Annotated in this window: 22 protein-coding genes; 14 read left to right on the top strand and 8 right to left on the bottom strand. The window is 65.0% G+C overall.

Features of this window, described 5'->3' with window-relative positions:
- The first annotated feature begins 248 nt into the window (after positions 1-248).
- Genes ABDB84_RS00355 through ABDB84_RS00330 form a run of 6 tightly spaced genes read left to right on the top strand, consistent with a single transcriptional unit; the run spans position 249 to position 5888 of the window.
- Positions 249-1076: an ATP-binding response regulator gene (locus ABDB84_RS00355; protein ID WP_345917676.1), complete on the top strand. Its 828-nt coding sequence runs from the start codon at positions 249-251 to the stop codon at positions 1074-1076.
- Positions 1073-1246 (top strand): hypothetical protein, encoded by a 174-nt coding sequence (locus ABDB84_RS00350; RefSeq protein WP_345917675.1) that lies wholly within the window; start codon positions 1073-1075, stop codon positions 1244-1246. Before ABDB84_RS00355 ends, ABDB84_RS00350 begins: the two co-directional genes overlap by 4 nt.
- Positions 1239-2075: an HDOD domain-containing protein gene (locus tag ABDB84_RS00345; RefSeq protein ID WP_345917674.1), complete on the top strand. Its 837-nt coding sequence runs from the start codon at positions 1239-1241 to the stop codon at positions 2073-2075. The genes ABDB84_RS00350 and ABDB84_RS00345 overlap by 8 nt, the downstream gene beginning before the upstream one ends.
- Before the next feature lie 10 nt (positions 2076-2085).
- Entirely contained in the window at positions 2086-3960 is a 1875-nt protein-coding gene (locus ABDB84_RS00340) for an ATP-binding protein (protein WP_345917673.1), read from the top strand.
- Positions 3961-4018: 58 nt separating this feature from the next.
- Complete coding sequence (nosR, locus tag ABDB84_RS00335) at positions 4019-5362, top strand: response regulator c-di-GMP phosphodiesterase, NosR family (protein WP_345917672.1); 1344 nt, start codon at positions 4019-4021, stop codon at positions 5360-5362.
- 10 nt (positions 5363-5372) lie between these two features.
- Positions 5373-5888, top strand: a complete 516-nt coding sequence (locus tag ABDB84_RS00330; RefSeq protein ID WP_345917671.1) for a response regulator — start codon at positions 5373-5375, stop codon at positions 5886-5888.
- A 184-nt stretch (positions 5889-6072) separates the two neighbouring features.
- On the opposite strand, the gene ABDB84_RS00325 is transcribed toward ABDB84_RS00330, so the two are convergent.
- Positions 6073-7908, bottom strand: coding sequence for an ABC transporter ATP-binding protein (locus ABDB84_RS00325; protein ID WP_345917670.1), 1836 nt, complete (start codon positions 7906-7908; stop codon positions 6073-6075).
- 116 nt (positions 7909-8024) lie between these two features.
- Between ABDB84_RS00325 and ABDB84_RS00320 the strand changes: the two genes are divergently transcribed.
- Positions 8025-9098: a sterol desaturase family protein gene (locus tag ABDB84_RS00320; RefSeq protein ID WP_345917669.1), complete on the top strand. Its 1074-nt coding sequence runs from the start codon at positions 8025-8027 to the stop codon at positions 9096-9098.
- Here the strand turns inward: ABDB84_RS00320 and ABDB84_RS00315 are convergent.
- Entirely contained in the window at positions 9056-10600 is a 1545-nt protein-coding gene (locus ABDB84_RS00315) for a tetratricopeptide repeat protein (RefSeq protein WP_345917668.1), read from the bottom strand. The two genes, ABDB84_RS00320 and ABDB84_RS00315, sit on opposite strands and share 43 nt — an antisense overlap.
- A gap of 274 nt (positions 10601-10874) precedes the next feature.
- On the opposite strand from ABDB84_RS00315, the gene ABDB84_RS00310 reads away from it, so the two are divergent.
- Entirely contained in the window at positions 10875-11984 is a 1110-nt protein-coding gene (locus ABDB84_RS00310) for a hypothetical protein (protein ID WP_345917667.1), read from the top strand.
- Here ABDB84_RS00310 and ABDB84_RS00305 read toward each other — a convergent pair.
- Together ABDB84_RS00305 and ABDB84_RS00300 are read right to left on the bottom strand one after the other, a co-directional pair.
- Positions 11967-14372, bottom strand: coding sequence for a heavy metal translocating P-type ATPase (locus tag ABDB84_RS00305; RefSeq protein ID WP_345917666.1), 2406 nt, complete (start codon positions 14370-14372; stop codon positions 11967-11969). The two genes, ABDB84_RS00310 and ABDB84_RS00305, sit on opposite strands and share 18 nt — an antisense overlap.
- Before the next feature lie 319 nt (positions 14373-14691).
- Positions 14692-15441 carry a sulfite exporter TauE/SafE family protein gene (locus ABDB84_RS00300; protein WP_345917665.1) on the bottom strand — a complete coding sequence of 250 codons (750 nt, stop codon included), beginning with the start codon at positions 15439-15441 and terminating at the stop codon, positions 14692-14694.
- 222 nt (positions 15442-15663) lie between these two features.
- On the opposite strand from ABDB84_RS00300, the gene ABDB84_RS00295 reads away from it, so the two are divergent.
- Positions 15664-17949, top strand: coding sequence for a nitric-oxide reductase large subunit (locus ABDB84_RS00295; RefSeq protein ID WP_345917664.1), 2286 nt, complete (start codon positions 15664-15666; stop codon positions 17947-17949).
- Positions 17950-18009: 60 nt separating this feature from the next.
- Positions 18010-18408: a SirB2 family protein gene (locus ABDB84_RS00290; RefSeq protein WP_345917662.1), complete on the top strand. Its 399-nt coding sequence runs from the start codon at positions 18010-18012 to the stop codon at positions 18406-18408.
- A 57-nt stretch (positions 18409-18465) separates the two neighbouring features.
- Here ABDB84_RS00290 and ABDB84_RS00285 read toward each other — a convergent pair whose 3' ends face one another.
- The 4 genes from ABDB84_RS00285 to ABDB84_RS00270 are packed head-to-tail and all read right to left on the bottom strand — an operon-like array spanning position 18466 to position 20542.
- Positions 18466-18777 carry a hypothetical protein gene (locus tag ABDB84_RS00285; RefSeq protein WP_345917661.1) on the bottom strand — a complete coding sequence of 104 codons (312 nt, stop codon included), beginning with the start codon at positions 18775-18777 and terminating at the stop codon, positions 18466-18468.
- Between the two features lie 11 nt (positions 18778-18788).
- A complete protein-coding gene (locus tag ABDB84_RS00280; protein WP_345917660.1) occupies positions 18789-19874 on the bottom strand; it encodes a hypothetical protein in 1086 nt (361 codons plus the stop codon).
- A 7-nt stretch (positions 19875-19881) separates the two neighbouring features.
- On the bottom strand, positions 19882-20166 hold the full coding sequence (locus ABDB84_RS00275; protein ID WP_345917659.1) for a DUF2249 domain-containing protein: 285 nt from the start codon (positions 20164-20166) through the stop codon (positions 19882-19884).
- Positions 20167-20221: 55 nt separating this feature from the next.
- Positions 20222-20542 (bottom strand): metal-sulfur cluster assembly factor, encoded by a 321-nt coding sequence (locus ABDB84_RS00270; protein ID WP_345917658.1) that lies wholly within the window; start codon positions 20540-20542, stop codon positions 20222-20224.
- Between the two features lie 108 nt (positions 20543-20650).
- Here ABDB84_RS00270 and ABDB84_RS00265 point away from each other — a divergent pair, with 108 nt between their 5' ends.
- From ABDB84_RS00265 to ABDB84_RS00250, 4 genes are all read left to right on the top strand, one after another.
- Positions 20651-21085: an RrF2 family transcriptional regulator gene (locus tag ABDB84_RS00265; RefSeq protein ID WP_345917657.1), complete on the top strand. Its 435-nt coding sequence runs from the start codon at positions 20651-20653 to the stop codon at positions 21083-21085.
- Between the two features lie 96 nt (positions 21086-21181).
- Positions 21182-22312, top strand: a complete 1131-nt coding sequence (locus ABDB84_RS00260) for an ABC transporter substrate-binding protein (RefSeq protein WP_345917656.1) — start codon at positions 21182-21184, stop codon at positions 22310-22312.
- A 69-nt stretch (positions 22313-22381) separates the two neighbouring features.
- A complete protein-coding gene (locus ABDB84_RS00255; RefSeq protein WP_345917655.1) occupies positions 22382-22723 on the top strand; it encodes a hypothetical protein in 342 nt (113 codons plus the stop codon).
- A gap of 69 nt (positions 22724-22792) precedes the next feature.
- Positions 22793-24190, top strand: a complete 1398-nt coding sequence (locus ABDB84_RS00250; RefSeq protein ID WP_345917654.1) for a TonB-dependent receptor — start codon at positions 22793-22795, stop codon at positions 24188-24190.
- Positions 24191-24208: the final 18 nt, after the last annotated feature.

The raw sequence follows: 24208 nt of genomic DNA, 5'->3' as shown, positions 1-24208 counted from the left end.
TTCCCCCGCCCGGCTGGGTTTTGCTGCAGGTGCACTCTGTTTGCGGTGCATGGCCTGTCATTCTTGTTATGACGTAAAAATGGCCGTTTCACCCTCAGCGGGGGTGGTATCGCTGTGCTGGCAAGGCCGCGTCAAACGCCGGCATTAGGGTATTGCGCAATCCGCAAAGGCCGGAATGCTGCTCAAGTCGGCGTTCGGCATATCCGTTATGAATGACATGGATAGCTGCATTCCGGATCGAAGCGCACATGGCCGAATCAGACGCACCAATCTCTTCACGGGTCGAGCATGCAGGCACCTTGCTGCTGGTCGACGACGAGGCGAACATCCTCTCCTCGCTACGCCGCCTGCTGCGGCCGGATGGCTATCGCATCCTCACCGCCGGCGGCGGCCAGGAGGGGCTGGAGGTGCTGGCGCGTGAGCCCATCGATGTGATCGTCTCCGATCAGCGCATGCCCGGCATGACCGGCACCGAATTCCTGCGTCTGGCCTGCCAGCGCTGCCCCGACACCATTCGCATCGTGCTCTCCGGCTACACCGAGCTGGAGAGCGTTACCAAGGCGATCAATGAAGGCTCGGTGTATCGCTTCCTGACCAAGCCCTGGGACGACGAATTGCTGCGCAAGCACATCGCCGAGGCGATGCACAACAAGCGCATGAGCGACGAAAACCGTCGCTTGCAGCAGGAGCTCGGCGAAGCCAACCAGCGTTTGAGTGGCCTGCTCGAAGAGCGCCAGCAGCGCGTCGTGATGGGTGAGGCCTCACTCAATTTTGCGCATGAATTGATGGCTTCGCTGCCGCTGGCCGTGGTCGGCATCGACAACGAAGGCCTGATCGTCCTCGCCAATGACCAGGCACAGCGCCTGTTTGCCAATGCCCTGGTCGGCATGCCGGCCGATCTGGTCTTGCCGCCCTCGCTGCAAAGCATGGTCAGCGCAGATATTGACGCCTTACCGCATGAAGTGCTTCTCGGCGCCGGTCGCTTGCAGGTCTCCTGCTGCAGCGTCGGCCATGCCGATCATCCACGTGGCCGCCTCTTCGTATTCATCGGTCAGGCGGCGGCGGAGGTCACATGAACACGACAGACGAAATTCCTGCGGACCCCTTGATCGCCGAGCCTCCACCCGGTAGCGAGCAGCTGCGTCAGGCGCTGGAGGCGGCCTTGTCGACGCAGATTCCGGCCGATATCCGTAACTGCCTGATTACCGCTGTGATCAACAGTTTCAATGGAGTCTGCCATGACTGAGACGCTGGAGATTCCGCAAATCGAAGACGTGATCGCCAAGCTGGGTACGCTGCCGGCGATGCCCGCCGTGGTGATGGATCTGGTCGCTTCGATCGACGACGAATCGATCGATATGGAGCAGCTCACCCACAAGATCGAACGTGATCAGGCGCTCACCAGCAAGACTTTGCGAGTGGCCAATTCGGCGTTTTTCGGCCTGGCGGGCAAGGTCGGCTCGATTCGCGAAGCGGCCACCATCATCGGTTTGCGCAGCATCCGTTCGATTGCGCTGGCCAGCGCGCTCGGCGGGGTGATGCGCAGGGAGGGTGACAAGGCCATGCTGTGCCACTTCTGGACGCATGCCTTCATGACAGCGGTGGCGGGGCGCGAGCTGGCTGGCCGTGTCGGTGTGTCGGCCGAGCATGCTTTTGTGGCTGGCTTGTTGCATGACATCGGCAAGCTCGCGGTAGCCTATTTCTATCCCGATATCGAAGCGCGCCTGGAGCAGTATTGCAAGGATCACGCCGCCAGCTGGTGTGAGGCCGAGTTGGCGCTGGGCATGCCGACGCATGGCCAGATCGGCAGTGCGCTAGCACGCCGATGGCATTTCCCCGAGCCGCTGTGCGCGGCGCTCGACGATTACCACGCCGACTGCGACATGCCGCTGGCACGCCTGATCTATGTCGCCGACCTGCTCGCAGCCTGCCATGCCGCGGCGGGGGGGGAACGCATTTTCATCAATGAGATCGATGAGCATGCCTGGCATGCCGTGATCCACGACGAGCGCGATCTGCAACGCGCCCTGTGTGTCATGCATAGCGCCGCCGAGATGGCGGTGTGTATGGTTTAGGAGAGCCTACGTGAATGCGCCCCAGCTGATCTTCAGCCAGTCAGACGCCTTGCTGTCGACCCTTGGCATCGGCATGCTTGCCGTGCATGGCAGCACCATCATCCGTGCCTCGGCCATTGCCGGCGACATGCTGGAGCGACAAAGCAGCCTGCTGGTCGGGCGCGATGTGCTGCAGCTCTTTGCCAGCGAGCCGCGCGAGAAATTGCGCGAGTGGCTGGCCGATGCCTATAGCGATCCGATTGCCGCCGGCTGCATCGAGGTACGCAAGGCGGTTGGCGATCAGCGCAGCTGCCGCCTGGCCGCCAGCGCTTTGCAGGGCGGTTCGCCGCACACGCGGGCGATTGCGGTGGAGATGCACGTGCCGCGCAACAGTGCCAGTATCGACAACGAGGTGCAGGAGTTGCGCCGCACCTTGCGCGAGCTGCTCGATGGCAATCCGGTGCCGACTTTCCTGATTAATACCGATCACGTGATCATGCACTGGAACCACGCGTGCGAGCGCATCATCGGCTTTCGCGCGCTGGACATGGTGGGCACACGGCGGCAGTGGGCGCCGTTCTATGAGCGGCCGCATGTGGTACTCGCTGATCTGGTGGTCGATAACGTGCCCTTCGACGAGGCGGAGACGCTTTACGCCGACACCTCGCGTCTGCGCCGCTCGACCCTGATCCCCAACGCGCTGGAATCCACCGGGCATTTTCCCGGCATGGGCGAGGGCGGGCGCTGGCTGCTGTCGACCGCCGCACCGATCCGCAATGCCGGCGGCGCGACCATCGGTGCGGTGCAGACCCTGGTCGACATCAGCGAGCTGAAAAATGCCGAGCAGGCCTTGCTCAATACGCAAGGCGAGCTCGAAGAGCTGGTCAAGCGCCGCACCACCCAGCTCAGTGCCGCGAAGACGGCGCTCGAAGAGGACGTCGCCAAGCGCGAGCTGGCCGAGCAGGCTTTGCGCGCACGCTATGCCGAGATGGAAGAGCTCAACATCAAGCTGGCCGATGCCAACTCGAAGATCCAGGCGGCACAGAACCAGCTGGTGCAGAACGAGAAGCTCGCTTCCATCGGGCAGCTGGCGGCGGGCGTGGCGCACGAGATCAATAATCCGATCGGCTATGTGTTCTCCAATTTCGGCACGCTGGAAAACTATGTGGCCGATCTGTTCAAGCTGATCAATGCCTACCACCAGGCCGAGGCCACCGTCAGTGATCCGGCCCTGCGCCAGCGTATCGAGGCGCTGCGCAAGCAGCTCGATCTGGAGTTCCTGCAGGAGGACACGCAGGCCTTGATGCGCGAGTCGCGCGAGGGCATTGAGCGGGTTCGCAAGATCGTGCACGACCTCAAGGATTTCTCCCACGTCGATTCGGACAAGGACTGGCAGCTGGCCGATCTGCAGCGCGGTCTGGAGTCCACGCTCAACATCGTCAACAACGAGATCAAATACCATGCCGAAGTCATTCGCGAATACGCACCCTTGCCGCCGGTGCAGTGCCTGCCTTCGCAGCTCAATCAGGTGTTCATGAATCTGCTGGTCAATGCTGCCCATGCGCTGGACGCGCGCAGCGACGGGCGCATCATCGTGCGCACCGGCCATGACGAGCTGGAAGCCTGGGTCGAGATCATCGATAACGGCTGCGGCATGAGCGAAGAGACGATGAACAAGATCTTCGACCCCTTCTTCACCACCAAGCCCATCGGGCGCGGCACCGGCCTCGGGCTGGCACTTTCTTACGGCATCGTGCAGAAGCATCATGGCCGTATCGAGGTCGATTCCCGCCTGGGTGAGGGCACGCGTTTCCGGGTGGTGCTGCCCATCGTGCAGCCTGAGGAGGCTCCGGCACCGGCCGCGCCCGAGTCTGGGGCTACGAATCCGACGGCATGGGAAATATGAGGCGCATGAGCATGCTTGCATCGCAGCGCATTGAGGCCGTCACGCCTAAGGAGCCGGCATGACCGAGACCGTGTTGCAAGCGTCCGAAACCACGCTCTGGCCGCTGGGCTTCGAGTCGGCCCCGGAGGTGTTGCTGGTCGATGACGAGGCCAATATCCTGCAGGCCTTGCGTCGCATGCTGCGCCCGCTGGGCTACCGGGTGCGCATCGCCAATGGCGGCGATGAAGCCTTGCGCCTGCTCGGCGAGGAAGCGGCCGACCTGATCATCTCCGACATGCGCATGCCCGGCATGAGCGGCGCCGAATTGCTGGCCCAGGTACGCGAGCGCTGGCCGCAGAGCATACGCATCCTGCTCACCGGCTATGCCGACATCCAGTCGACCGTGGCGGCGGTCAATCTGGGTGGCATCTATCGTTACGTGGCCAAGCCATGGGATGAGGCCGAGCTGCTGCAAGTCATTGCCCAGGGTTTGCATCTGCGCGGGCTGGAGCTGGAGCGGATTCGTCTGCAGCGGCTCACGGCCGAGCAGAATCAGGCGCTGCAGACGCTCAATAACAGTCTTGAAGAAAAGGTACGTGAGCGCACGGGCGAGCTGCAAAGCGCCAATCAGGAACTTACGCTGGCTCAGGAGAAGCTCAAGAAGAGCTTGTTCACCACCATCCAGGTGTTCTCCAACCTGATCGAAATGCGCGCCGGTGCGCTTGCCGGACATGCCCGCCGTGTTGCCGATGTGGGCCGCCGCATCGCCGAGCGCATGGGCATCAGCGGGCATGAAGCGCAGGAGATCATGGTGGCGGGCCTTTTGCATGACATAGGCAAGATCGGATTTTCAGACGAAGTGATGTCGCGCCCGGTGTCGAAGATGAGTGGCGAAGAGCTGGGCGTGATGCGCAAGCACTGCGCGGCCGGCGCACTGGCGCTGACGCCCTTGCCGCATTTGCGCAAGGTGGCGGCGATGATCCGCGCCCATCACGAGCGTTTTGACGGCCAAGGCTTTCCGGACGGACTGGCCGGGCTGGCGATTCCGCCGGGCGCGCGCATCCTCGCGCTGGCCAATGATTTCGATGCGGCGCAGATCGGCGTGCTGTTCCCGCGCAAACTCACGCCCGCCGAAGCGCGTGAATACATCCTGCAAGGGCGCGGCACGCGCTACGACCCGGCGGTGGTCGATGCCTTCCTCGACCTGGCGGGCAAGGGCCGCGAGCCGGCGCCGCCCGAACGGGTGCTGCGCGTGGCCGATCTGCGCGTCGGTATGGTGCTCGCCCGCGACCTGCTCAGTCGCGAAGGCGTTTTGTTGCTGGCGGCCGATTATCTGATCGACGACACCTTGCTCAAACAGATTCAGGAGTATGCCGAACGCGAGCATAGCGATGTGCAGGTGTTCATCAAGACCGATAGTTGAGGAGACCGCGATGCAAGTCGTACGGATTCTGCTCGTCGATGACGAGGTCAATGTGCTGGCGGCGCTGGGCCGCCTGTTGCGGCGCGCCTTCGGCACCGCTGCGTATATCGAAACCTGCGCGCAGCCTGGGCTGGCGCTGCAGCGCATCAGCGAAGCGAGCTTTGATGTCGTGGTCAGTGACTACCGCATGCCCGGCATGGACGGCCTGCAGCTGCTCGGAGCATGCCGTCAGCTGCAGCCCGAAACTACCCGGGTCATCCTCTCCGGCATCACCGACTTCGACGTGCTGATGTCGGCGATCAACGATGTCGGCATCATGCGTTTCATGCTCAAGCCCTGGGACGAGGAAGAATTCGTCAGCGTCATGTGCCAGGCGGTCGCCGCGACGCGCAAGCAGCGCTTGCAGCACAGTCTGCTCGATGAAGGCGTGCTGCACGACTTGCCGGCCGACGAGCCGGGAGTGCTGCATGTACGGCGGGGTCCGCATGATGATCCGCTGCTCGATGTGGATCGCCGATCGCCCTAGGGCGTGTTCACAGTAGGCGAGGGGATTACGTTGAGGACTATGGCCTGCGCTACTGCGTTGCGCTCCTTGTGCGGGCGCTTTTGCCAACTGAGACCCCGCACCGCGTCGCACGCCTTGTCCCGCAAGCCATAGTCCTCAACGTAATCCCCTCGCCTACTGTGAACACGCCCTTGGACCCAAGCGCTCAGCTGTCGGCATCCTCGCCAAGAAAACCACCGCTCTGGTGCGCCCATAGCCGCGCATACAAACCGCCTTGCGCGAGCAGGCTGTGGTGGTCGCCCTGTTCGACGATGCGGCCCTGGTCGAGCACGACCAGGCGGTCCATCGCGGCGATGGTGGACAGGCGGTGGGCGATGGCGATTACCGTCTTGCCTTCCATCAGCGTGTAGAGGCTTTGCTGGATCGCTGCTTCGACTTCGGAGTCGAGTGCGCTGGTTGCCTCATCGAGCAGCAGGATGGGCGCGTCCTTGAGCATCACGCGGGCGATCGCGATGCGCTGGCGCTGGCCGCCGGAGAGCTTGACGCCGCGCTCGCCGACATGTGCATCGTAGCCGCTGCGCCCGCTCGGATCGCTCAGCGTGGCGATGAAGGCATGCGCTTCGGCACGCTGGGCGGCGGCAATCATCTCGGCGTCGCCTGCATCGGGACGGCCGTAGAGAATGTTGTCGCGCACCGAGCGGTGCAGCAGCGAGGTGTCTTGCGTGACCATGCCGATCTGCGCGCGCAGGCTCTCCTGCGTCACGTGGGCGATGTCCTGCCCGTCGATCAGCACGCGTCCGGCCTCGACGTTGTAGAAGCGCAGCAGCAGATTGACGAGGGTGGATTTGCCGGCGCCGGAGCGGCCGACCAGGCCGATCTTCTCGCCCGGGCGGATGTCCAGCGAGAACTGGTCGATCACGGCGTCCTTGCCGCCGTAGGCAAAGCGCACATTCTCGAAGCGCACCGCGCCCTGGCTCACTTGCAGCGGCTTGGCATCGGGGGCGTCGACAATCGCCGTCGGCCGCGACAAGGTGTTCATGCCGTCCTGTACGGTGCCAAGGTTTTCGAACAGGCGCGCCGTCTCCCACATCACCCAGTGCGAGATGCCGTTCAGGCGCAGCGCCATCGAGGTTGCTGCAGCCAGACCACCAATGCCCATGGCATTGCTCGACCATAGCCACAGACCGGTGCCGGCGGTCCCCAGGATCAGCAGCATGTTGAGGCTGAAGTTCACGATCTCGATGCCGGTCACCAGGCGCATCTGCGCATGTGCGGTACCCATGAATTCCTGCATCGCGCTGCGCACATAGCTTGCTTCGCGGCGGCCGTGCGAGAACAGCTTGACGGTGGAGATATTGGTGTAGGCATCGGTGATGCGGCCTGTCATCAACGAGCGTGCATCGGCCTGTGCCTGCGAGACCTTGCCGAGCTTGGGCACGAACCAGTACAGCGCCGCGCCGTAGAGCACGACCCAGACCAGGAAGGGCGCGAGCAGCCAGGCTTCGAAGTGCGCCGCCACGGCCACCATGCTGATGAAGTAGATGATCACGAAGACCAGGATGTCGGTGACGATCATCACCGTGTCGCGCACCGCCAGCGCCGTCTGCATCACCTTGGTGGCGACGCGGCCGGCGAATTCGTCCTGGTAGAAGCTCATGCTCTGGCCGAGCATCAGGCGGTGGAAGTTCCAGCGCAGCAGCATCGGGAAGTTGGCGGCCAGCGTCTGCTGCTTGAGCAGCGCCTGCAGGGCGATGATCAGCGGGCTGGCCAGCAGGACGGCGGCCAGCAGCAGCAAGCTCAGGCCATGCTCTTGCCACAGGGTTTCGGGCTTGAAGGCGCCGAGCCAGTCGACCACGCTGCCCAGCATGGCAAACAGCAGGGCTTCGAACACGCCGATCAGCGCGGTGAGCAGCGCCATCGCCGCAATGTAGCGGCGCAAACCCTGAGTTCCAGCAAGGATGAAGGGCCACAGGCCGCGCGGCGGCGTGGCGGGCGTGGCATCGGGATAGGGGTCAATATAGTTTTCGAAACGCGACAGCACGGCAGACTGGCTCCTGGGAGGGGCTTCGATTATGCCTGTGCATGGCGTCCGGCGGACTCTCGGCGTAGAGTGACGGCGCTTTGAGCGCCTTTGTCCCTCGTCCTGATGGCTCGTTTATGAATTACCTGTCTGATCTCTGGCTGCGCATGGTCGATGCGCTGGCAAACTCTCTGGTTGCGCCGGTTCTGGCGGACCTGCAGCTCTCCTCGGCGAGCCTCAATCCGCACGATATTGCTGGCGCGCTGATGCTCACCGTGCTGCAGCTTTTCGTCATCGGCGGCATTTTCCGTCCGCTGGAGCACTGGTTCCCGGCCGAGCGCTGGGAGCACCGCCGGCTGGCGCGTGTCGATCTGTACTACACCCTGATCATGTTGCTGGGCCTGTTCCCGCTGTTCAGCTATCTGGTGCTGACGCCGCTGGCCGACTTCTTCCTCGGCGCCGGCAATGCGGCCGAGGCGGCGGCCGAGCCCTCGGTGTTCAATCTCAAGCATGCCCTGCCGGGCCTGGCAGCGCACCCGCTGGCCTTGTTCCTCGTCTATTACCTGCTCTACGACTTGCTCTACTACTGGATGCACCGCGCCCAGCACGCGATTCCCTGGTGGTGGGCGCTGCACAGCATGCATCACAGCCAGCGCCAGATGAGCTGCTGGTGCAATGATCGCGGCAGCTATCTGGATGGCGCCCTGCAGTCGGTGATCCTCGCCGGCGTAGCGGTGGTCGTCGGCATCGAGCCGGACGAATTCGCCGGCATCCTGCTGCTCGGCGAACTGGTGCAGAACTTCTCGCACGCCAATGTGCGCATCGGCTTTGGCCGGCTCTTCGAGCGTATTTTCGTGTCGCCCAAGTTCCACCGCCTGCATCACATGGAGGCTGATCCGCAGCGACCCGATCTGCATAACTGCAACTTCGGTCAGGTGCTCGCGGTGTGGGACAACCTGTTCTCGACCGCGCTCTACTCGGAACCGATCCGCCCGACCGGCGTGTGCGATCCGGTAGTCGATGCCGACAATCAGCGCGGCCTGATCGGCATGCAGCTGGCGGCGCTGCGGCGTTTCTGGGGCGCCTTCCGCCGTCCGGCCGGCTGGCGCCTGGGCGATGTCTCCTTCGGCCCCGATTACACGCCAATCCCGAGCAGCGAAGCGGGCTTTCACGCCAGTCCGAATTCCGCCTCCAGCGCGTCTTCCAGCTGAGCCAGCAGGGCCGGCCAGTCGCCTTCGTGCGGCTGGCGGAACAGGCGCATCGCGCCGTACCAGGGGGAATCGCTGCGCGCCTGTTGCCAGCGCCATTCGCCCGATTTGCGCAGCAGTACCCAGCATGGCCGCCCGAGTGCGCCGGCCAGATGGGCGGCTGCGCTATCGACGCTGATCACCAGATCCAGGCACTGCATCAGCGCGGCGGTATCGGCAAAGTCGCGAAAGCCCTCGGCGCACAGCTGCAGGGTGGGGAGTTCGCTGAGCACGGCCAGATCATCCGGCGGCAGCTCGGCTTGCAGGCTGATCCAGTCGATCTGCCGGGCGGGCGTCAGCAAGCCGCGTAGCGCGTGCAAGGGGATATCGCGGCCGGGGTTGATCTGGTTCTGTCGCCCGGCCCAGATCAGGCCGATGCGTGGCCGCTGTCGCTCACCCAGCTGCGTCTGCCAGCGTGCGACATCGGCCGCATCGGCGTGCAGATAGGGCGCGCGGCCAAAAGCGCTTTCGTCGGCGATGCCAAGCAGGTACGGCAGGCTCATCATCGGGCAGTGCACATCGTGGGCGGGCAGCGGCGCTTCAGCGCTGATCACCCGGATGCGCGCGTCCAGCGTGCCCAGCAGACGCTGCAGGGCAGGCGGCGCCAGCACGATGACATCGGCGCCCGCGTCGAGCAGCGGCCGGGCAAAGCGCACGAACTGCAGATTGTCGCCAAAGCCCTGTTCCGCCCACAGCAAGATGGTCTTGCCGGCCAGCGGCTCGCCACGCCAGGCCGGCGCATCACCGGGCGGCAGGCGGTGCTGCAGGCGGCGCGTACGCCAGCGCGCCTCCATGGCTTGCCATCCGGAGCGCCAGTGGCCCTGCCTCAGCGCGCAATGCGCCAGCTCCATCTGCGCCTCGGCGAATTCGGCGCGCTCGCTGAGCACCTGCTGATAACAGGCCTCGGCCTCGCTCAGACGGCCGGCGCGTTGCAAGGCATTGCCGAGGTTGAAGCGTATTTCCGCATCCTCAGGGCGCAGCGCGAGGGCGCGCTCGTAATGGGCGATGGCCTCGTCGGTGCGCCACAGCGCGAACAGCGCATTGCCGGCATTGTTGAGCGCGCTGGCGTGGTCGGGCTGCACGGCGAGCAGGCTTTGCAAGTTGCCCAGGGCGTCTTGCGGCAGGCCAGCGAGCAGTTGCAGATAGGCGCGTTCGAGCAGGGCTTGCGGGTCATGGCCGGGAACCAAGTCGTCTGCCAAGGCCTGGGCGAGCAGGGCTTGGCGTTGTTCTTTGAGGGCATCGGGGTCGGGCATGCGCCGCTGGCAGTCGTCCAGCGTGTCGACCGCCTCGATGAAGCGGCCCAGCGCGGCGAGTACCTCGCTGCGCATCACGCGGGCGGGCAGCAGTTCCGGGCTCAGCGCAATCGCCTGGTCGAGCGTTTCCAGCGCGGCCGGCAGCGCGCCGGCGTGTTGCAGGGCGATGGCGTGCAGCATCGCTTCCATCGCCTGCTCCAGGTTACCGTGCATCGTCCGGGTGGGCTCCATCGCGCTTTCTCGCTGTGCTGGTTTGCTGCGCTGATCTCGGCAACATTCTGCCACGGGGGCTTGTGAGAACTTGTAAAGCGCCTTGTCTGGCGCGTCTGCGCGGGCCGCAGATCGTGCTCCGGCTGCCACTGGTCGCGGCGCCGGGCGCATGCGGCAGTTTGTCACTGCGCTGCGCAAAGTACGCGGACATAATTCCTTCCCTGTGAAGATGTCGGGACACGTATTCCGACGCGAGACGAGGAGGCAGCCAGTGGTAATGTATCGCATTGTATTCGGCGGAGCGCTGCTGGACGGCTTTTCGCTGCCGGAGGTCCGGCAACAGGTGGCAAGCCGCCTGCATCTGGGAGAGGCGCAGCTGGCCAGCCTGTTTTCAGGCAAGACGGTGGTGATGAAGAAGGCGGTCAGCGAGCCGGCCAGCCTGCCTTATCTGGCCGAGCTGGCGCGCCTGGGACTGCGTGTCTGGATGGAGCCGCTGCCCGCGCAGACGGCGGACGATCAGCCGCCGCTGAGTTTCAAGGTGGTGTTCTGGGGCAAGGTGCTCACCGGCTATACGCGTGAGCAGGTGATGCGCCGTGTGCCGCGCCGCCTGCGGGTCAGCGAGACGCAGCTCGAAAGCCTTTTTTCGGGTGCCAAGGCGGTGCTCAAGCGCGGCGTCACGGCGGAAGTCGGTGCACGCTACGTGACCGAGCTGGCGCGCATCGGCATGCAGGTCGAGCTGGAGGTGGAAGCCAGTTCGATGCCTGCCGCAGCCCAGCCGGCGCTGGCCCAGCCCTCGCTGGCCGATTACGGGCAGGACAGCTTCCTGCGTACCCAGCTCGAATTCCAGCGCGCCAGCCAGATTTTCGACAGCATGAGCAGCACTCTGGAGCACGAACCCAGCCCGCCGCCGGTCGAGCAGCCTGCGCCGCCACAGGCTGAAAAGCTCAGCGACGCGCAGCGCCGCGAGCGCCTGATGACGGCCATCGAGGCTGCGCGCATCGAAGTGCTGGGCCTCACCCAGGCGCCTGCGCTGGAGGCCAGTGCCGAGCTGCCGGCCCTGCGCTGCAGCCAGTGTGGTCACCGCCAGAGCAGCGGTGCGCATTGCAGCGCCTGCGGTTGTGCGTTTGCGGGGACGGCCGGGAATGCGGCCGGCAAGGCGGCTTCACTGGCCTATGGTTTGAAGCCCAAGGCGGTGCGGCGCAGCGTGATCGGTGCGGATGTCGATGTCGATCCTGGCACCTTGATGCTGGAGCTGCGGCAGCAGCGCCGGCGTGAGCGCCGCAGCGGTAGCACCGGTACGCCACGCCAAGGCTATCGCGCGCCGCTCGCCCTGGCGGGCGGAGTGTGCGTATTGATGCTGGGTGGCTGGCTACTGCTGGCGCGCTGAGCGTCGCTGCTGCGCCGCCTGCGGCTTCCAGCGGCGCAGGCTGAGCGAGTTGAGCACCACGCTGACGCTGGAAAAAGCCATCGCCGCCCCGGCAATCACCGGGTTGAGCAGGCCGGCTGCCGCCAGCGGAATGCCGATCAGGTTGTAGATGAAGGCCCAGAACAGGTTCTGGCGGATCTTGCCAAGGCAGCGCCGCGAGATGTCGATGGCATCGACGACGAGACGCGGGTCGGCACGCATCAGCGTAATGCCGGCGGCCTGCATGGCGACATCGGTGCCGCTGCCCATGGCGATGCCGACATCCGCAGCGGCCAGCGCCGGCGCGTCATTGATGCCGTCGCCGACCATCGCGATCACACCATACTGCGCGCGCAGCTGGGCGACGATGCCGGCCTTGTCGGCGGGCAGCACTTCGGCATTGATCGAGTTGAGCGCGAGGTGCTGTGCAATCGCCTGTGCGCTGCGTGTCTGGTCGCCGGTGAGCATCGCGGTGCGGATGCCTTGCGCCTTGAGCAGGGCAATCGCTTCGCGGCTCTCGGCGCGCACTTCGTCACCAAAGGCGAGCAGGGCGAGCAGCCGTGGCGGCGCATCGGCCGCCAGCTGCGCCAGCCAGGACAGGGTGCGGCCGGCGGCCTGCAGCGTGGCGACGCGCTCATCGCAGGCGGCCAGTTGCACGCCGAGTTCCTGCATCCAGCGCGTGCTGCCGAGTACATATGACTTGCCGTCGATCTCGCCGCGCAGGCCGCGTCCGGCTTCGGCGCGGATGTTTTGCGCGAGCGGCAGCTGGCGTTGCGCGGCGGCGTGCAGCACGGCCTTGGCCAGCGGGTGTTCGCTGCCGCTTTGCAGGGCGGCGGCCAGCTGTAGGGCTTCGTCGTGGCGGGTGGGCGCTTGTGCCTCGATGCATATCAGTTCGGCTTGTCCGCGCGTCAGCGTGCCGGTTTTGTCGAAGGCGACGATGCGGATGCCATGCGCGACTTCCAGTGCGTCCACATCCTTGATGAGGATGCCGTGGCGCGCCGCGACGCCGGTACCGGCCATGATCGCCGTCGGCGTCGCCAGGCCCAGCGCGCACGGGCAGGCGATGACCAGCACGGCGACGGCATTGAGCAGGGCCTGTTCCCAGTGGCCGCTGGCAAATCCCCAGGCGAGCAGGGTCAGCAGCGCAATGGCCAGTACGACGGGTACGAAGATAGCCGCGACGCGGTCCACCAGATGCTGGATCGGCGGCTTGTGCACCTGGGCGTCTTCGACCATGGCGATGATGCGCGAGAGCTGCGACTGCGCACCGATGGCCGTGGTGCGCACCAGGAGCAGGCCTTCGCCATTGATCGCGCCGCCGGTGACCGTTGCGCCGGGCTCCTTGGCAATCGGCAGGCTCTCGCCGCTGATCAGGGATTCATCGACATGCGAGCGACCTTCGAGAATCTGGCCATCGACCGGAATGCGCTCACCGGGCCGCACGACGACCTCGTCGCCGAGGCGCACGCTGCTGATCGGCATGCTCAGCTCGGCGCCGGCGCGGCGCACTTGCGCGACTTCCGGGCGCAGCGCCTGCAGGGCGCGGATCGCATCGCTGGTCTGCCGCTTGGCCCGCGCCTCCAGCCACTTGCCGAGCAGCACCAGGCTGATCACGGTGGCCGAAGCCTCGAAATACAAATGCATACCGCCGGCGGCCAGTTGATAGCCGCTCAGGCCAAACGCCGCACTGGTGCCGAGAGCGACCAGCACATCCATGTTGGCGCCGCCACTGCGCACGGCGTGCCAGGCGGAGCGGTAGAAGCGCGCACCGAAGACGAATTGCACCGGCGCGGCGAGCAGCAGTTGCAGCCAGCCCGGCAGCATCCAGTGCAGGCCGAACACGCTGGTGAGCATCGGCAGGATCAACGGCACGCTCAGCGCGCAGCTGGCGATCAGGGTCCAGGCCTGCTGATCATGCTTGGGTGCGGCCTGCGCGCTGGTCGCGCGGTGCAGGCGGCCTTCGAAGCCGACGCTGGCGACGGCGGCCAGCAGCGCATCGTTCTGCTGCAAGACGCGGGTGCTGATGCGCGCCCGCTCGGTGGCCAGATTGACCTCGGCCGAAACCACGCCGGGCAGCTTGAGCAGGGCTTTTTCGACCCGCGCCACGCAGCTGGCGCAGGTCATGCCGAGGATGTCCACATCGACCTGTTGCGCTGGCACTTCGAAACCGCTGCGTTCGATGGCGGCAATCGCTGCGGTGCCGGCGTTGCTGTCGGCGAGCTGGAGGCTGGCCTGCTCGGTGGCGAGGTTGACGCTGGCTTCGAGCACGCCAGGCACGGCTTGCAGCGCGCGTTCGACACGCGCCACGCAGCTGGCGCAGGTCATGCCGGCGATGGGGAGTTTGAGCGAGTGTGCAGCAGTGGTTTTCATGGCAGGCGCTCACTCTACGCCGATGCTGCTTGCCGCGCGAGGAGCGTTTGAGCTAGGGCGTGCTCACAGTAGGCGAGGGGTTGCGCTCGCACGCAATGGGTGCAGGGCAAGGCGCGGCGACGCTGGCAGGGTAGTCTCCTGGCGAGTCGCCGCAACGCAGCCATGCGCCCATTTCGTCCGAGCCCTTCGGGTTGAGGACTATGGCCTGCGCTACTGCGTTGCGCTCCTTGTGCGGGGGAACCACCCCGCACCGCGTCGCACGCCTTGTCCCGCAAGCCATAGTCCTCAACGCAATCCCCTCGCCTACTGTGAACACGCCCTAGATCGCTTGCCAGATCAAACGCAGGCCGGTGGCGAGCAGAAACAGGTAGGAGAGGCGGTAGAACAGCTTCTCGTCGATGCGATTGTGCAGCCAGATGCCCAGATACACGCCAATCGGCGCCAGCGGTGCGAGGACCATGGCGGTGCCGAGATTGCGCGCATCGAGCAGGCCGAGCTCGGTGTACGGCACCAGCTTGAGGTAATTGACCAGCGCGAAGTACAGCGTGAGGTTGGCGACCAGCACGGTCTTGTCGAGCTGTTTGGGCAGCAGATAGACCATCATCGGCGGCCCGCCGGCATGCGCCAGGCAGCTGGTGAAACCCGACAAGCCGGACCAGATGCTGGCACGCAGCCATTCGGGCAGCCGCGAGGTGTCCTTGAGCTGGATGGCCAGCAGGCGCTGCACCGCGAACAGCACCGCGAGCAGGCCGATGAACAGCTCCACCACCCAGCCATCAAGGCGCTTGAAGAGCAGCCAGCCGAGCACGATGCCCAGCACGGCGCCGGGAATCAGGCGGCGCAGCAGGGCGTAGTCCCAGTGCTTGTGATAGCTCCAGCTGCCGACCAGATCCATCAGGCAGAGGATCGGCAGCATCACGCTGGCCGCCTGCGGCGCCGGAATCGCCAGCGCCATCAAGGGCACCGCCAGCATGCCCAGCCCGCCGGCAAAGCCGCCTTTGGAAATGCCGGCCAGCAACACGGCAGGAACGGCGGCGAAGTAAAACAGCGGGTCGTTGATGATGTTCATGGCAAGGCAAGGCAAGGCTGGGCTGCTGCGTGCTCGCGCGTGTTGTGCGCGGAGCGGGGTCAGGCAAGTGCAAGGCCCGCCAGTATCCAGCAATTGGCGAGCTTTGTCCGCGCGGGCAGGGCAATACCTCAACCAAAAGATTCATATTGTTTGCATCTTTTAAAAGATGTTTCTAAAATGAATCTTATGGCGCATTGCCAGATCAAATCGGGAGGAACTGTCATGAAATCGCCACGTACGCTTTGGCGTTGGCTGGCCGTCGTTTTCTTGCTGTCGTTCGGAGTGCTGGGCTGGATGGGACATGAGATCTACCTGTCCGCACCGCCGATTCCGCAGCAAGTGGTGCGTAGCGACGGGGCCGTGTTGTTCACGGGGGAACAAGTGCAGCGCGGGCAGGAAGCCTGGCTGTCGGCGGGGGGCCAGCAACTGGGCTCGGTGTGGGGACACGGCAGCTATGTGGCGCCGGACTGGTCGGCCGACTGGCTGCATCGCGAGGCCCTGGCTTTGCGTGAGGCGATTGCGCAGTCGCGCTACCACAGCGCGTATGCCCGGCTGGCCGCTGACGAGCGTGCTGCGGTCGATCAGCGCGTCAAGGATGAGCTGCGTCACAACAGCTACGATGCGGCAACGGGCACGCTCAGCGTCAGCGCCGAACGCGCCAGCGCGATTGCGAGCCTGGTGACGCACTACACCGCGCTGTTTGGTGACGATGCCTCGCAGGACAGCTTGCGCGAGCAGTACGCGATGATGAAGGGCACGCTGAGGAATGCGCAGGATCTCGCAGCGCTGCCGGCCTTCTTCTTCTGGTCGGCCTGGGCTGCGGCGACTGATCGCCCCGGCGAGACACATCTGTCCTACACCAGCAATTGGCCGCACGAGCCCCTGGTCGATAACGTGCCGACAACCGGCAATGGCCTGTGGTCGATTGCCAGCGTGATCCTGCTGATTGCCGGTGTGGCGGGCATGATCGCCTATCACTCGGCGCACAAGGAGGCGGCCGATCCGGCGCCACCGCAAGCTGACCCGCTGTTCGACCTCAAGCCCACGCCATCGATGCGTGCTACACGCAAGTACTTCTACGTGGTGATCGGTTTGCTGCTGGTGCAGGTCGGCATGGGTGCGATCTCGGCGCACTACGCGGTGGAAGGGCAAGGCTTCTTCGGTATTCCGCTGGCAGAAGTGCTGCCCTTTACGGTGAGCCGTACCATCCACACCCAGCTCGGTGTGTTGTGGATCGCTACGGCATGGCTGGCGACCGGCTTATACATCTCGCCCGCGCTGTCGGGGCATGAGCCGAAGTTCCAGAAGCTGGGCGTCGACGTGCTGTTCTACGCGCTCCTTCTGATCGTCGTCGGCTCGATTGCCTGTGGCTGGGTGGGCTCCTTGCAAAGGCTGGGTACTGGCTTCAGCTTCTGGCTCGGCAATCAGGGGCTGGAATACACCAGCATGGGCCGCATCTGGCAGTTCGCCTTGTTCGCCGGCCTGCTCATCTGGCTGGGCCTGATGGCGCGCGCGCTGTGGCCGGCACTCAAGCGCCCGAGCGAGAGCCGTGGCCTGATCGCCATGGTCTTCCTGTCGGCGACCTGCATCGGCGGCTTCTACGCCAGCTCGCTGATGTGGGGCCAGCACAGCCACTACTCGATGATCGAGTACTGGAGGTGGTGGCTGGTGCACCTGTGGGTCGAGGGCTTCTTCGAAGTATTCGCCACCGCCGTGATCGCCCTGATCTTCACGCGCCTGGGGCTGATCCGCGCAGCGACGGCGAACTCCGCCATCATCATGGAAACCATCGTGTTCCTGTTCGGCGGCATCCTCGGCACCTTGCACCATCTCTACTTCACCGGCACGCCGACCTCGGTGATCGCCGTCGGTGCCATGTTCTCGGCGCTGGAAGTGGTGCCGCTGGCGCTAATCGGCTTCGAAGGCTATCGCAACTACCAGCGTAGCCAGGCCGCGCCCTGGGTGGCCAATTATCGCTGGGCCATCCTGTGCTTCGTCGCCGTCGGCTTCTGGAATCTGGTCGGCGCGGGTTTGCTCGGCTTCTCGATCAATCCGCCGATTTCGCTGTACTACGTGCAAGGCCTCAATATGACACCGGCGCACGGCCATGCGGCGCTGTTCGGCGTGTATGGCATGCTCGGCATCGGCCTGATGCTGTTCTGCCTGCGTGGGCTGTCGCCGCGCAGCCTGTGGCAGGATCGTCTGCTGCGCCCGGCGTTCTGGTGTCTCAACATCGGCTTGGCGATGATGGTCTTCCTGTCCCTGGTGCCGGCCGGCATCTACCAGGCCTGGGCTAGCGTGAGCCAGGGGCTGTGGTTTGCCCGCTCGCCCGAAATCATCCATTCGACATTCATGACCGCCCTGGTCTGGCTGCGCGTGCCGGGTGACATCGTGTTCGCGATCGGTGTGCTGTTCCTCGGGGTGTTTGCGCTGCGTCTGCTGGGGCGCCCGCGTGATGCCGCGCAGGCCGAGGCCGCTCGCGCCAGCGCGCTGCGCAAGGCGCACTGAGCGTTAGCGCCCGAGTTGGCGTGTCGCCGGGCCTGCGTGTCATCGCGCAGGCCCTTTTACATGGAAGGAGCGGAAATGGACTATCTGGCGATCAAGAATCTGCACGTTGGCTGCGTGGTGCTGAGCATCAGCCTGTTCCTGTTGCGCGGTGTGCTGCAACTGCGCGGCCTGGCCTGGCGGCGATCAGCTGCATTGCGGATCGCGCCGCATCTCATCGACAGCGGCTTGCTGGCCGCGGCGATCTGGCTGGCGCTGAGCAGTCATCAGTATCCTTTTGTGCAGACCTGGCTGACCGCCAAATTGCTGGCGCTGCTGGCCTACATCGGCTGCGGCAAGATTGCATTGGCGGCGAAGACGCCGGCGCAGCGACGCCTGCCGGCCTTTCTGGCAGCGATACTCTGCGTGATCTATATCGTCGGCGTTGCCCTGACGCGCTCGGCAAGCTGGCAACTACTGTGAGCGGGCGTGGCGGGTATGAGTGGAGTGGCTGGCTCTTGGCCAGCCAGGCTTGCAGCTTCAGCGCTTGATTGCGGTGGCGGCGGGATGGCGTTCCACGGTGGCCAGTGCTTTGGCTGCGCGTGCCTGTAGCGCACGATAGTTGCGCTCCCATTCCGCATTGCGCGGCTGGGTGTTCACGATCTCGCGCATCTGCGCGCTGAGTACGGCGAGCAGTGCCTGGCTTGCATCGAGTCGGCTTTGCAGGGCTTCATAGTCGGCCGCATAGACCAGCTCGACCTTGCGGTCCTGGCAGATGCCCACGCAGTTCTGCGGTCCGTCGATCTTGCCGCAGCCGATGCATTGCCAGGCGTTCATGTATTCGATGCTCATGGGGTTCCCGTTCAGTTTGGCGGGCGGACGCGCCCTGCGTAGAGGCAGGCGATCACGCCGAGGCCGAAGCTCAGCAAGGCCAGCGCATTGCCGATGGCAGCATCCTGACGCAAGCTGAAATTGCCGCTCAGGCCAGCGCTCAGGCGCAGCAGCAGGCTCAAGTGCAGAAAGGCCAGCGGCAGGTAGAGACCGGCATGCCAGCGCATGCGCAAACGGCTGAGCGCCGGCAGGATGACCGGGGCGTGGCCGAAGACCATCGCAAAGACAAAACCCAGCAGCAAGGCGTGCAGGGCGGCGTCACGCAATGGCTGGCCGAGCTGCAGCGCGCCGAACAGGCCCAGCACGCCTGCCAGCGCCAGCCAGGCATAGGCCGAGAGCAGGCAGATGGCCATGTAGCGGGTCAGGCCGGGCGTGTGCAGGGTGCGTCGGGCGATGTCGTAACGCAGCAGCCAGACTGCGAGGGCAAGCATGCTTGCCGCGAAGATGCGCAGGGCAAGGTCGAGCTGCGCGTCCGGCCAGGCCGCCAGCGTTGCCGACAGCATCAGGCCGGCGACGATGGCGCCGAACACCTGGCGTGCGCGCGGCGGGGTGGGGACCAGGCGCGAGAGTTCGAGGCGCTCGGCGGCAATCGTCAGAATCAGGAAAGCGGCCCACAGCGGCACCACGAAGAGGAAGCTGTCGCTCAACGCCCAGGCCAGATTGCCGATCAGCCAGCACAGTGCAGCGGCGCCCAGGGTGGCGAGATGGGCCACGCGCTGGCGCCGCCACAGCCCGCAACAGGCAATGCACAGCACGCCGGCTGCAGCGCTCATGAGGAGGGCGGCGATCAGCACGGCGCCCTGTGCAATCAGCACAAGGCCGGCCAGGCCCGAACAGAGCGGCGCTAGATAGGGCCACTGGCGCCCCAGCGCGACGGCGCGCTCCAGGCCGATCAGGGTGCCGAAAAAGGCGCCGGTCATCAGCGCGCCGTGCGCGCCGATGAGCTGCGCAAAGGCTGCGCCGACCGGCAGGCCGAGTCTTGCCAGCCCTGACAGAACGCCGCACAACAAGGCGGCAAAGGCGGGCAGGGCCAGCAGCAGGCGCAAGGGGACGCGCATCGCAGGCTCAATGGCCGCCGCAACAGCGCGATTCGCGATCAGCCTGGCTCAGCTCGCCAGCCTTGCCGATGCGCACCTGCCAGCGCTCCGGCCCTTCTTCGAGATAGTCCCAGCTGAAGGCGCCATTCGATTCGGCCTGGAACTGGTAGTACAGCGGCTTGGGATCGTGATCATTGGTGAGCAGCAAGGCCTGGCCCGGCGGCAGCTTGTCGAAGATGCCAAAGATCAGCGGGTGGCGAAAACGCGGCGCGATGGCGCGCACATCGAGGGTGACGGCGGCGTCGGTACTCATGTCGTACTCCTTGTGAAAAAACGCGGGAAAGATGTGATCAGGTGGCGGTGCTGCTTCAGTCGGCCCAGCCGAAGTGCTGGCGCGCCTCGGGGCTCATCAGCGCGGGCGACCAGGGCGGCGACCAGACCAGGTTCAGCGCGATGGCGGTGTCGGCGGGCAGGGCCGCGCGCAGGGTGGATTCCACGTCCTGCAGGATCATCTCGCCCAGCGGGCAGGCGGGCGAGGTCATGGTCAGATCGAGCGCCACGCCTTGCGGACCGATGTCGAGTCGATAGATCAGGCCCAGATCGACAATGTTCATGCCGAGTTCGGGATCGATGACCTGGCGCAGGGCTGCGCGCAGGCTTTGCGACAATGTGGTGTCGGTGGCGCTCATGATTTAAGCTATATTTACAATACATCTTAAATGTAGCGCCGCCGTCTTCTTAAAGCAATACTAAAAATACATCTTATTGATCGACCGCATATCCTTCGTGAATCGCCCATGAAACTGACCAGCTTTACCGACTACACCCTGCGCGTCCTGATGTATCTGGCGCTCCACAGCGAGCGTCTGGCGACGATCCAGGAAATCGCTGCGGCCTACGATATTTCCGAAAACCATCTCATGAAGGTGGTACACCATCTGGCCAAAAGCGGCGTGCTGGAATCCTTGCGCGGCAAGGGCGGCGGCATTCGTCTGGCGCTGCCGCCGGAGCAGATCAGCATCGGCCGCGTCGTCAAGGAAGCCGAAGGCGATGGGCCTATCGTCGAATGCTTCTCGGCGCAGGACAAGTGCCGCATCACGCCCAGCTGCAAGCTCGCCGGCGTGCTGGCGCAGGCCTTTGCCGCGCTCTACGCGAGCCTCGATCAATACACCCTGGCCGACATGGTGGTGCAACCCGAGCCGCTCATCCGCCTGCTGCATTCTGCGCGCTAAGTTGCGCTGCCGCGCTGCGGCGCCTGTCACGTAAATTTCACATATGACGGGCTGCGCCGCCGCACAATTGCGCCGCTTTCACAGACGGTGCAGGACATGAATCGCAGACAATTCCTGGCAAGTGGCGCGCTGTTGAGCGCTGCCCTGCTGCGGCCGCAGCTGGCACAGGCGCAGCGCGGGCGTGGCGAGATCGTGGTCGGGCAGTCGGTCGATCTGTCAGGCGGCCAGCAGAACATGGGGCGCGATTATTTCACCGGCGCGAAGATCGCTTTCGACCAGGCGAATGCCGCGGGCGGCACGGCGGGCCGGCGCTGGCGCCATATTGCGCTGGACGATGGCGGTCTGCCGGCCACGGCGGTCAGTAATACCAGCCGCCTGCTCAAGGAAAACCGCGCCGATCTGCTGTTCGGCTTCACCAATGACGAATGCGTGGATGCGGTGTTGCGCTCGCGCGATTTCATCGCCGCTGATCGCGCGCTGTTCGCGCCGATGAGTGGCCTCGATCTGGCGCGCGGCCACGAGAGGGCGGTGTACCTGCGCGCCAGCTACGCACAGGAGATCGCGGTCATCCTCGGCCGCTTTGCCGAGGTGCGCCTGAGCGCTTTTGCGATTGCCCACACGCCGGGTGCCAGCAGCCTGGCCACGCGGGACGCCGCTTTGAGCTTGCTGCGCCAGCAGGGCACACCGGCCCCGCAGTTGCTGCAGCTGGCGGCCGATGGCAGCAACGCCACTGCGCTGGCCACACGCCTGGCCAGCAATGCGCCGCAGGCGGTGGTGATTCTGGCCGATACGGTGGCCGCTGCGCTGCTGGCCAAGGAATTGCGGCAGCGCCTGCCGGGGCTGTTTGTCTGCGTCACCTCCAGCGTCGATGCCACCGCCGTGCAGCAGCTGTTGGGCAAGGAGGCTGCCGGCGTGATCGTCTCGCGCGTGGTGCCCAATGCCACGCAGGGCACCGAACCGGTGGTGCGCGAGTTCTCGCGCGCGCTCGGCAAGTATCTGGACGAGCCGCCAACCGCCGCCAGTCTGGAAGGCTATCTGGCGGCGCGGGCGCTGATCGCGGCTCAGCAGCGTCTGGGTGAGGCGCAGCTGATCAATGCACCGGGCAGCTTGCGCAGCCTCAACGTGCTCGACCTCGGTGGCTGGAAGATCGACTTCGCGCACAGCGAGCGCGGCTCGCGCTATGTCGACACCAGCGTCATCTCGCGCAAGGGCGGTTTGCTGGGCTAGTAATACTTCTTGATGCAACTGCGTTGCGTCTGTAGTATGCGCATTCCCTGCCCACGGTACGTTTCCGGCGTGCGTCGCTACCGTTCCACTTCCTTTCTGGTTTTGCTGTGCTGCCTGCTGTGGTTTGGCCGGCAGGCTGCGCCCCTGCATGCCCTCACACATGCCTTGGCTGATCTGCATGTGCCGCTGTCTGCGGCGGCGGAGCATGCGCCGGAGTCACCTTCGCATGGTCGTGCCGCGTGTGAGCAGTGCCTGGTTTTTTCGGACTGGAACGCGGCCCTGCCAGCGCTGCTGCGTGTGGCTTTGCTGTCCGCCTGCTTTGCCCTGCTGGCGCAGCGCGTGCCGGATTCGCGTTACCAGGTGCTGCGCCGCGCCTACCTGAGTCGCGCACCGCCCATCCACCTCGTCTGACCTGCTTTGCCCCAGCCGCCGCGCGTCTTCGCGCGTGGCTCTGACATCGTGTTTTGACGAGGAACTCCCATGTTCAAGTATCACCCTCTTGCTGCGGCCTTGCTGGCTGCGGCGATCCTGCCTGCGCCGGCGATGGCGGCCGACAGTGATCTGCAACAGCTGCGTACTGAAATCGAACAATTGCGTGCCGGCTATGCGGCGCAGATGAATGCGCTGGAAGCGCGACTGAAAAAGGCCGAGGAGGCCACCGCCGCCGCGCAGGCCAGTGCGGCCCAGGCACGTGAAACGGCACAGCAAGCTGCCGCCGCACCGGCTGCCGCGCCGCAGGCTGCAACGCCTGCCGCCAGCGCCGGCGCCTTCAATCCCGGTGTGTCGCTGATTCTCTCCGGCCAGTACGGCAATCTGTCCAAGGATCCGCAGAAGTACCGCATTGCCAATTTTGCCAAGGGTGGCGAAGCCGGGCCGGTGTCGCGCGGTTTTGGCCTGAGCGAATCGGAACTGGGCCTGTCGGCCAATATCGATCACCTGTTCTACGGCCAGGCCAATTTCTCGATCTCGCCCGACAATGAAGTGGCGGCCGAAGAAGCCTTCGTGCAGACCACGGCCTTGCCGGCGGGCTTCACCATCAAGAGCGGGCGTTTCTTCTCCGGCATCGGCTACCTCAACGAGCAGCATTCGCACACCTGGGACTTCGTCGATGCGCCCTTGGCCTACCAGGCCTTCCTCGGCAACCAGTTCTCGCAAGACGGCGTGCAACTGCGCTGGCTGGCGCCGACCTCGACCTACCTTGAACTCGGTAGCGAACTGGGCAAGGGCAACCGTTTCCCGGGCACCGATTCGAGCCGTAATGGCGCTGGCGCACGTGCCGTGTTCGCCCACGTCGGTGGCGATGTCGGCCTCAGCAACAGCTGGCGCGCCGGCGTGTCCTGGCTGCGCATGCAGCCGCAAAACCGCAGCGCGGATGATATCGACCTCAATGGCGCCAGCGTCAGCAACAGCTTTACCGGCAGCAGCCGCTTGCTGGTTGGCGATTTCATCTGGAAATGGGCGCCCAATGGCAATGGCGAGCGCACCAATCTCAAGCTGCAGGGCGAATACTTCCGTCGCCACGAGAGCGGCAGCCTGATCTATGACACGGCAGCGACCGCCAGCGCGGGCGATTACCGTTCGGCGCAGTCTGGCTGGTATGTGCAGAGCGTCTACCAGTTCATGCCGGCCTGGCGTGTTGGTGCGCGTTATGACCGCCTCGACAGTGGCCGTGTCGATTACGGCAGCAACAGCGCGTCGCTGGGCGCGACCAGCTTCTCGCCGAACAAGCGCAGCCTGATGATCGATTGGTCGCCGAGCGAGTTCAGCCGCCTGCGCCTGCAGTTCGCGCGCGACAAGTCAGTCGATGAAGTGGCCGATCGCCAGATCGTGCTGCAGTACCAGATGAGCCTCGGTGCGCATGGCGCGCACAGCTACTGAGCATTGCTCGCAAGGAAT

Source organism: Uliginosibacterium sediminicola, assembly GCF_039631295.1.
GTDB classification, from domain to species: domain Bacteria; phylum Pseudomonadota; class Gammaproteobacteria; order Burkholderiales; family Rhodocyclaceae; genus Viridibacterium; species Viridibacterium sediminicola.
The sequence above is the reverse complement of the archived record's forward strand: the minus strand, read 5'-3'. Positions and strand labels throughout refer to the sequence as shown.

Bases quoted from the DNA above. Each gene is read 5' to 3' on its own strand.
- ABDB84_RS00355 (WP_345917676.1), top strand. From the start codon at position 249: ATGGCCGAATCAGACGCACCAATCTCTTCACGGGTCGAGCATGCAGGC.
- ABDB84_RS00350 (WP_345917675.1), top strand. From the start codon at position 1,073: ATGAACACGACAGACGAAATTCCTGCGGACCCCTTGATCGCCGAGCCT.
- ABDB84_RS00345 (WP_345917674.1), top strand. From the start codon at position 1,239: ATGACTGAGACGCTGGAGATTCCGCAAATCGAAGACGTGATCGCCAAG.
- nosR (WP_345917672.1), top strand. From the start codon at position 4,019: ATGACCGAGACCGTGTTGCAAGCGTCCGAAACCACGCTCTGGCCGCTG.
- ABDB84_RS00330 (WP_345917671.1), top strand. From the start codon at position 5,373: ATGCAAGTCGTACGGATTCTGCTCGTCGATGACGAGGTCAATGTGCTG.
- ABDB84_RS00320 (WP_345917669.1), top strand. From the start codon at position 8,025: ATGAATTACCTGTCTGATCTCTGGCTGCGCATGGTCGATGCGCTGGCA.
- ABDB84_RS00315 (WP_345917668.1), bottom strand. From the start codon at position 10,600: ATGCACGGTAACCTGGAGCAGGCGATGGAAGCGATGCTGCACGCCATC.
- ABDB84_RS00310 (WP_345917667.1), top strand. From the start codon at position 10,875: ATGTATCGCATTGTATTCGGCGGAGCGCTGCTGGACGGCTTTTCGCTG.
- ABDB84_RS00305 (WP_345917666.1), bottom strand. From the start codon at position 14,372: ATGAAAACCACTGCTGCACACTCGCTCAAACTCCCCATCGCCGGCATG.
- ABDB84_RS00300 (WP_345917665.1), bottom strand. From the start codon at position 15,441: ATGAACATCATCAACGACCCGCTGTTTTACTTCGCCGCCGTTCCTGCC.
- ABDB84_RS00295 (WP_345917664.1), top strand. From the start codon at position 15,664: ATGAAATCGCCACGTACGCTTTGGCGTTGGCTGGCCGTCGTTTTCTTG.
- ABDB84_RS00290 (WP_345917662.1), top strand. From the start codon at position 18,010: ATGGAAGGAGCGGAAATGGACTATCTGGCGATCAAGAATCTGCACGTT.
- ABDB84_RS00285 (WP_345917661.1), bottom strand. From the start codon at position 18,777: ATGAGCATCGAATACATGAACGCCTGGCAATGCATCGGCTGCGGCAAG.
- ABDB84_RS00280 (WP_345917660.1), bottom strand. From the start codon at position 19,874: ATGCGCGTCCCCTTGCGCCTGCTGCTGGCCCTGCCCGCCTTTGCCGCC.
- ABDB84_RS00275 (WP_345917659.1), bottom strand. From the start codon at position 20,166: ATGAGTACCGACGCCGCCGTCACCCTCGATGTGCGCGCCATCGCGCCG.
- ABDB84_RS00270 (WP_345917658.1), bottom strand. From the start codon at position 20,542: ATGAGCGCCACCGACACCACATTGTCGCAAAGCCTGCGCGCAGCCCTG.
- ABDB84_RS00265 (WP_345917657.1), top strand. From the start codon at position 20,651: ATGAAACTGACCAGCTTTACCGACTACACCCTGCGCGTCCTGATGTAT.
- ABDB84_RS00260 (WP_345917656.1), top strand. From the start codon at position 21,182: ATGAATCGCAGACAATTCCTGGCAAGTGGCGCGCTGTTGAGCGCTGCC.
- ABDB84_RS00250 (WP_345917654.1), top strand. From the start codon at position 22,793: ATGTTCAAGTATCACCCTCTTGCTGCGGCCTTGCTGGCTGCGGCGATC.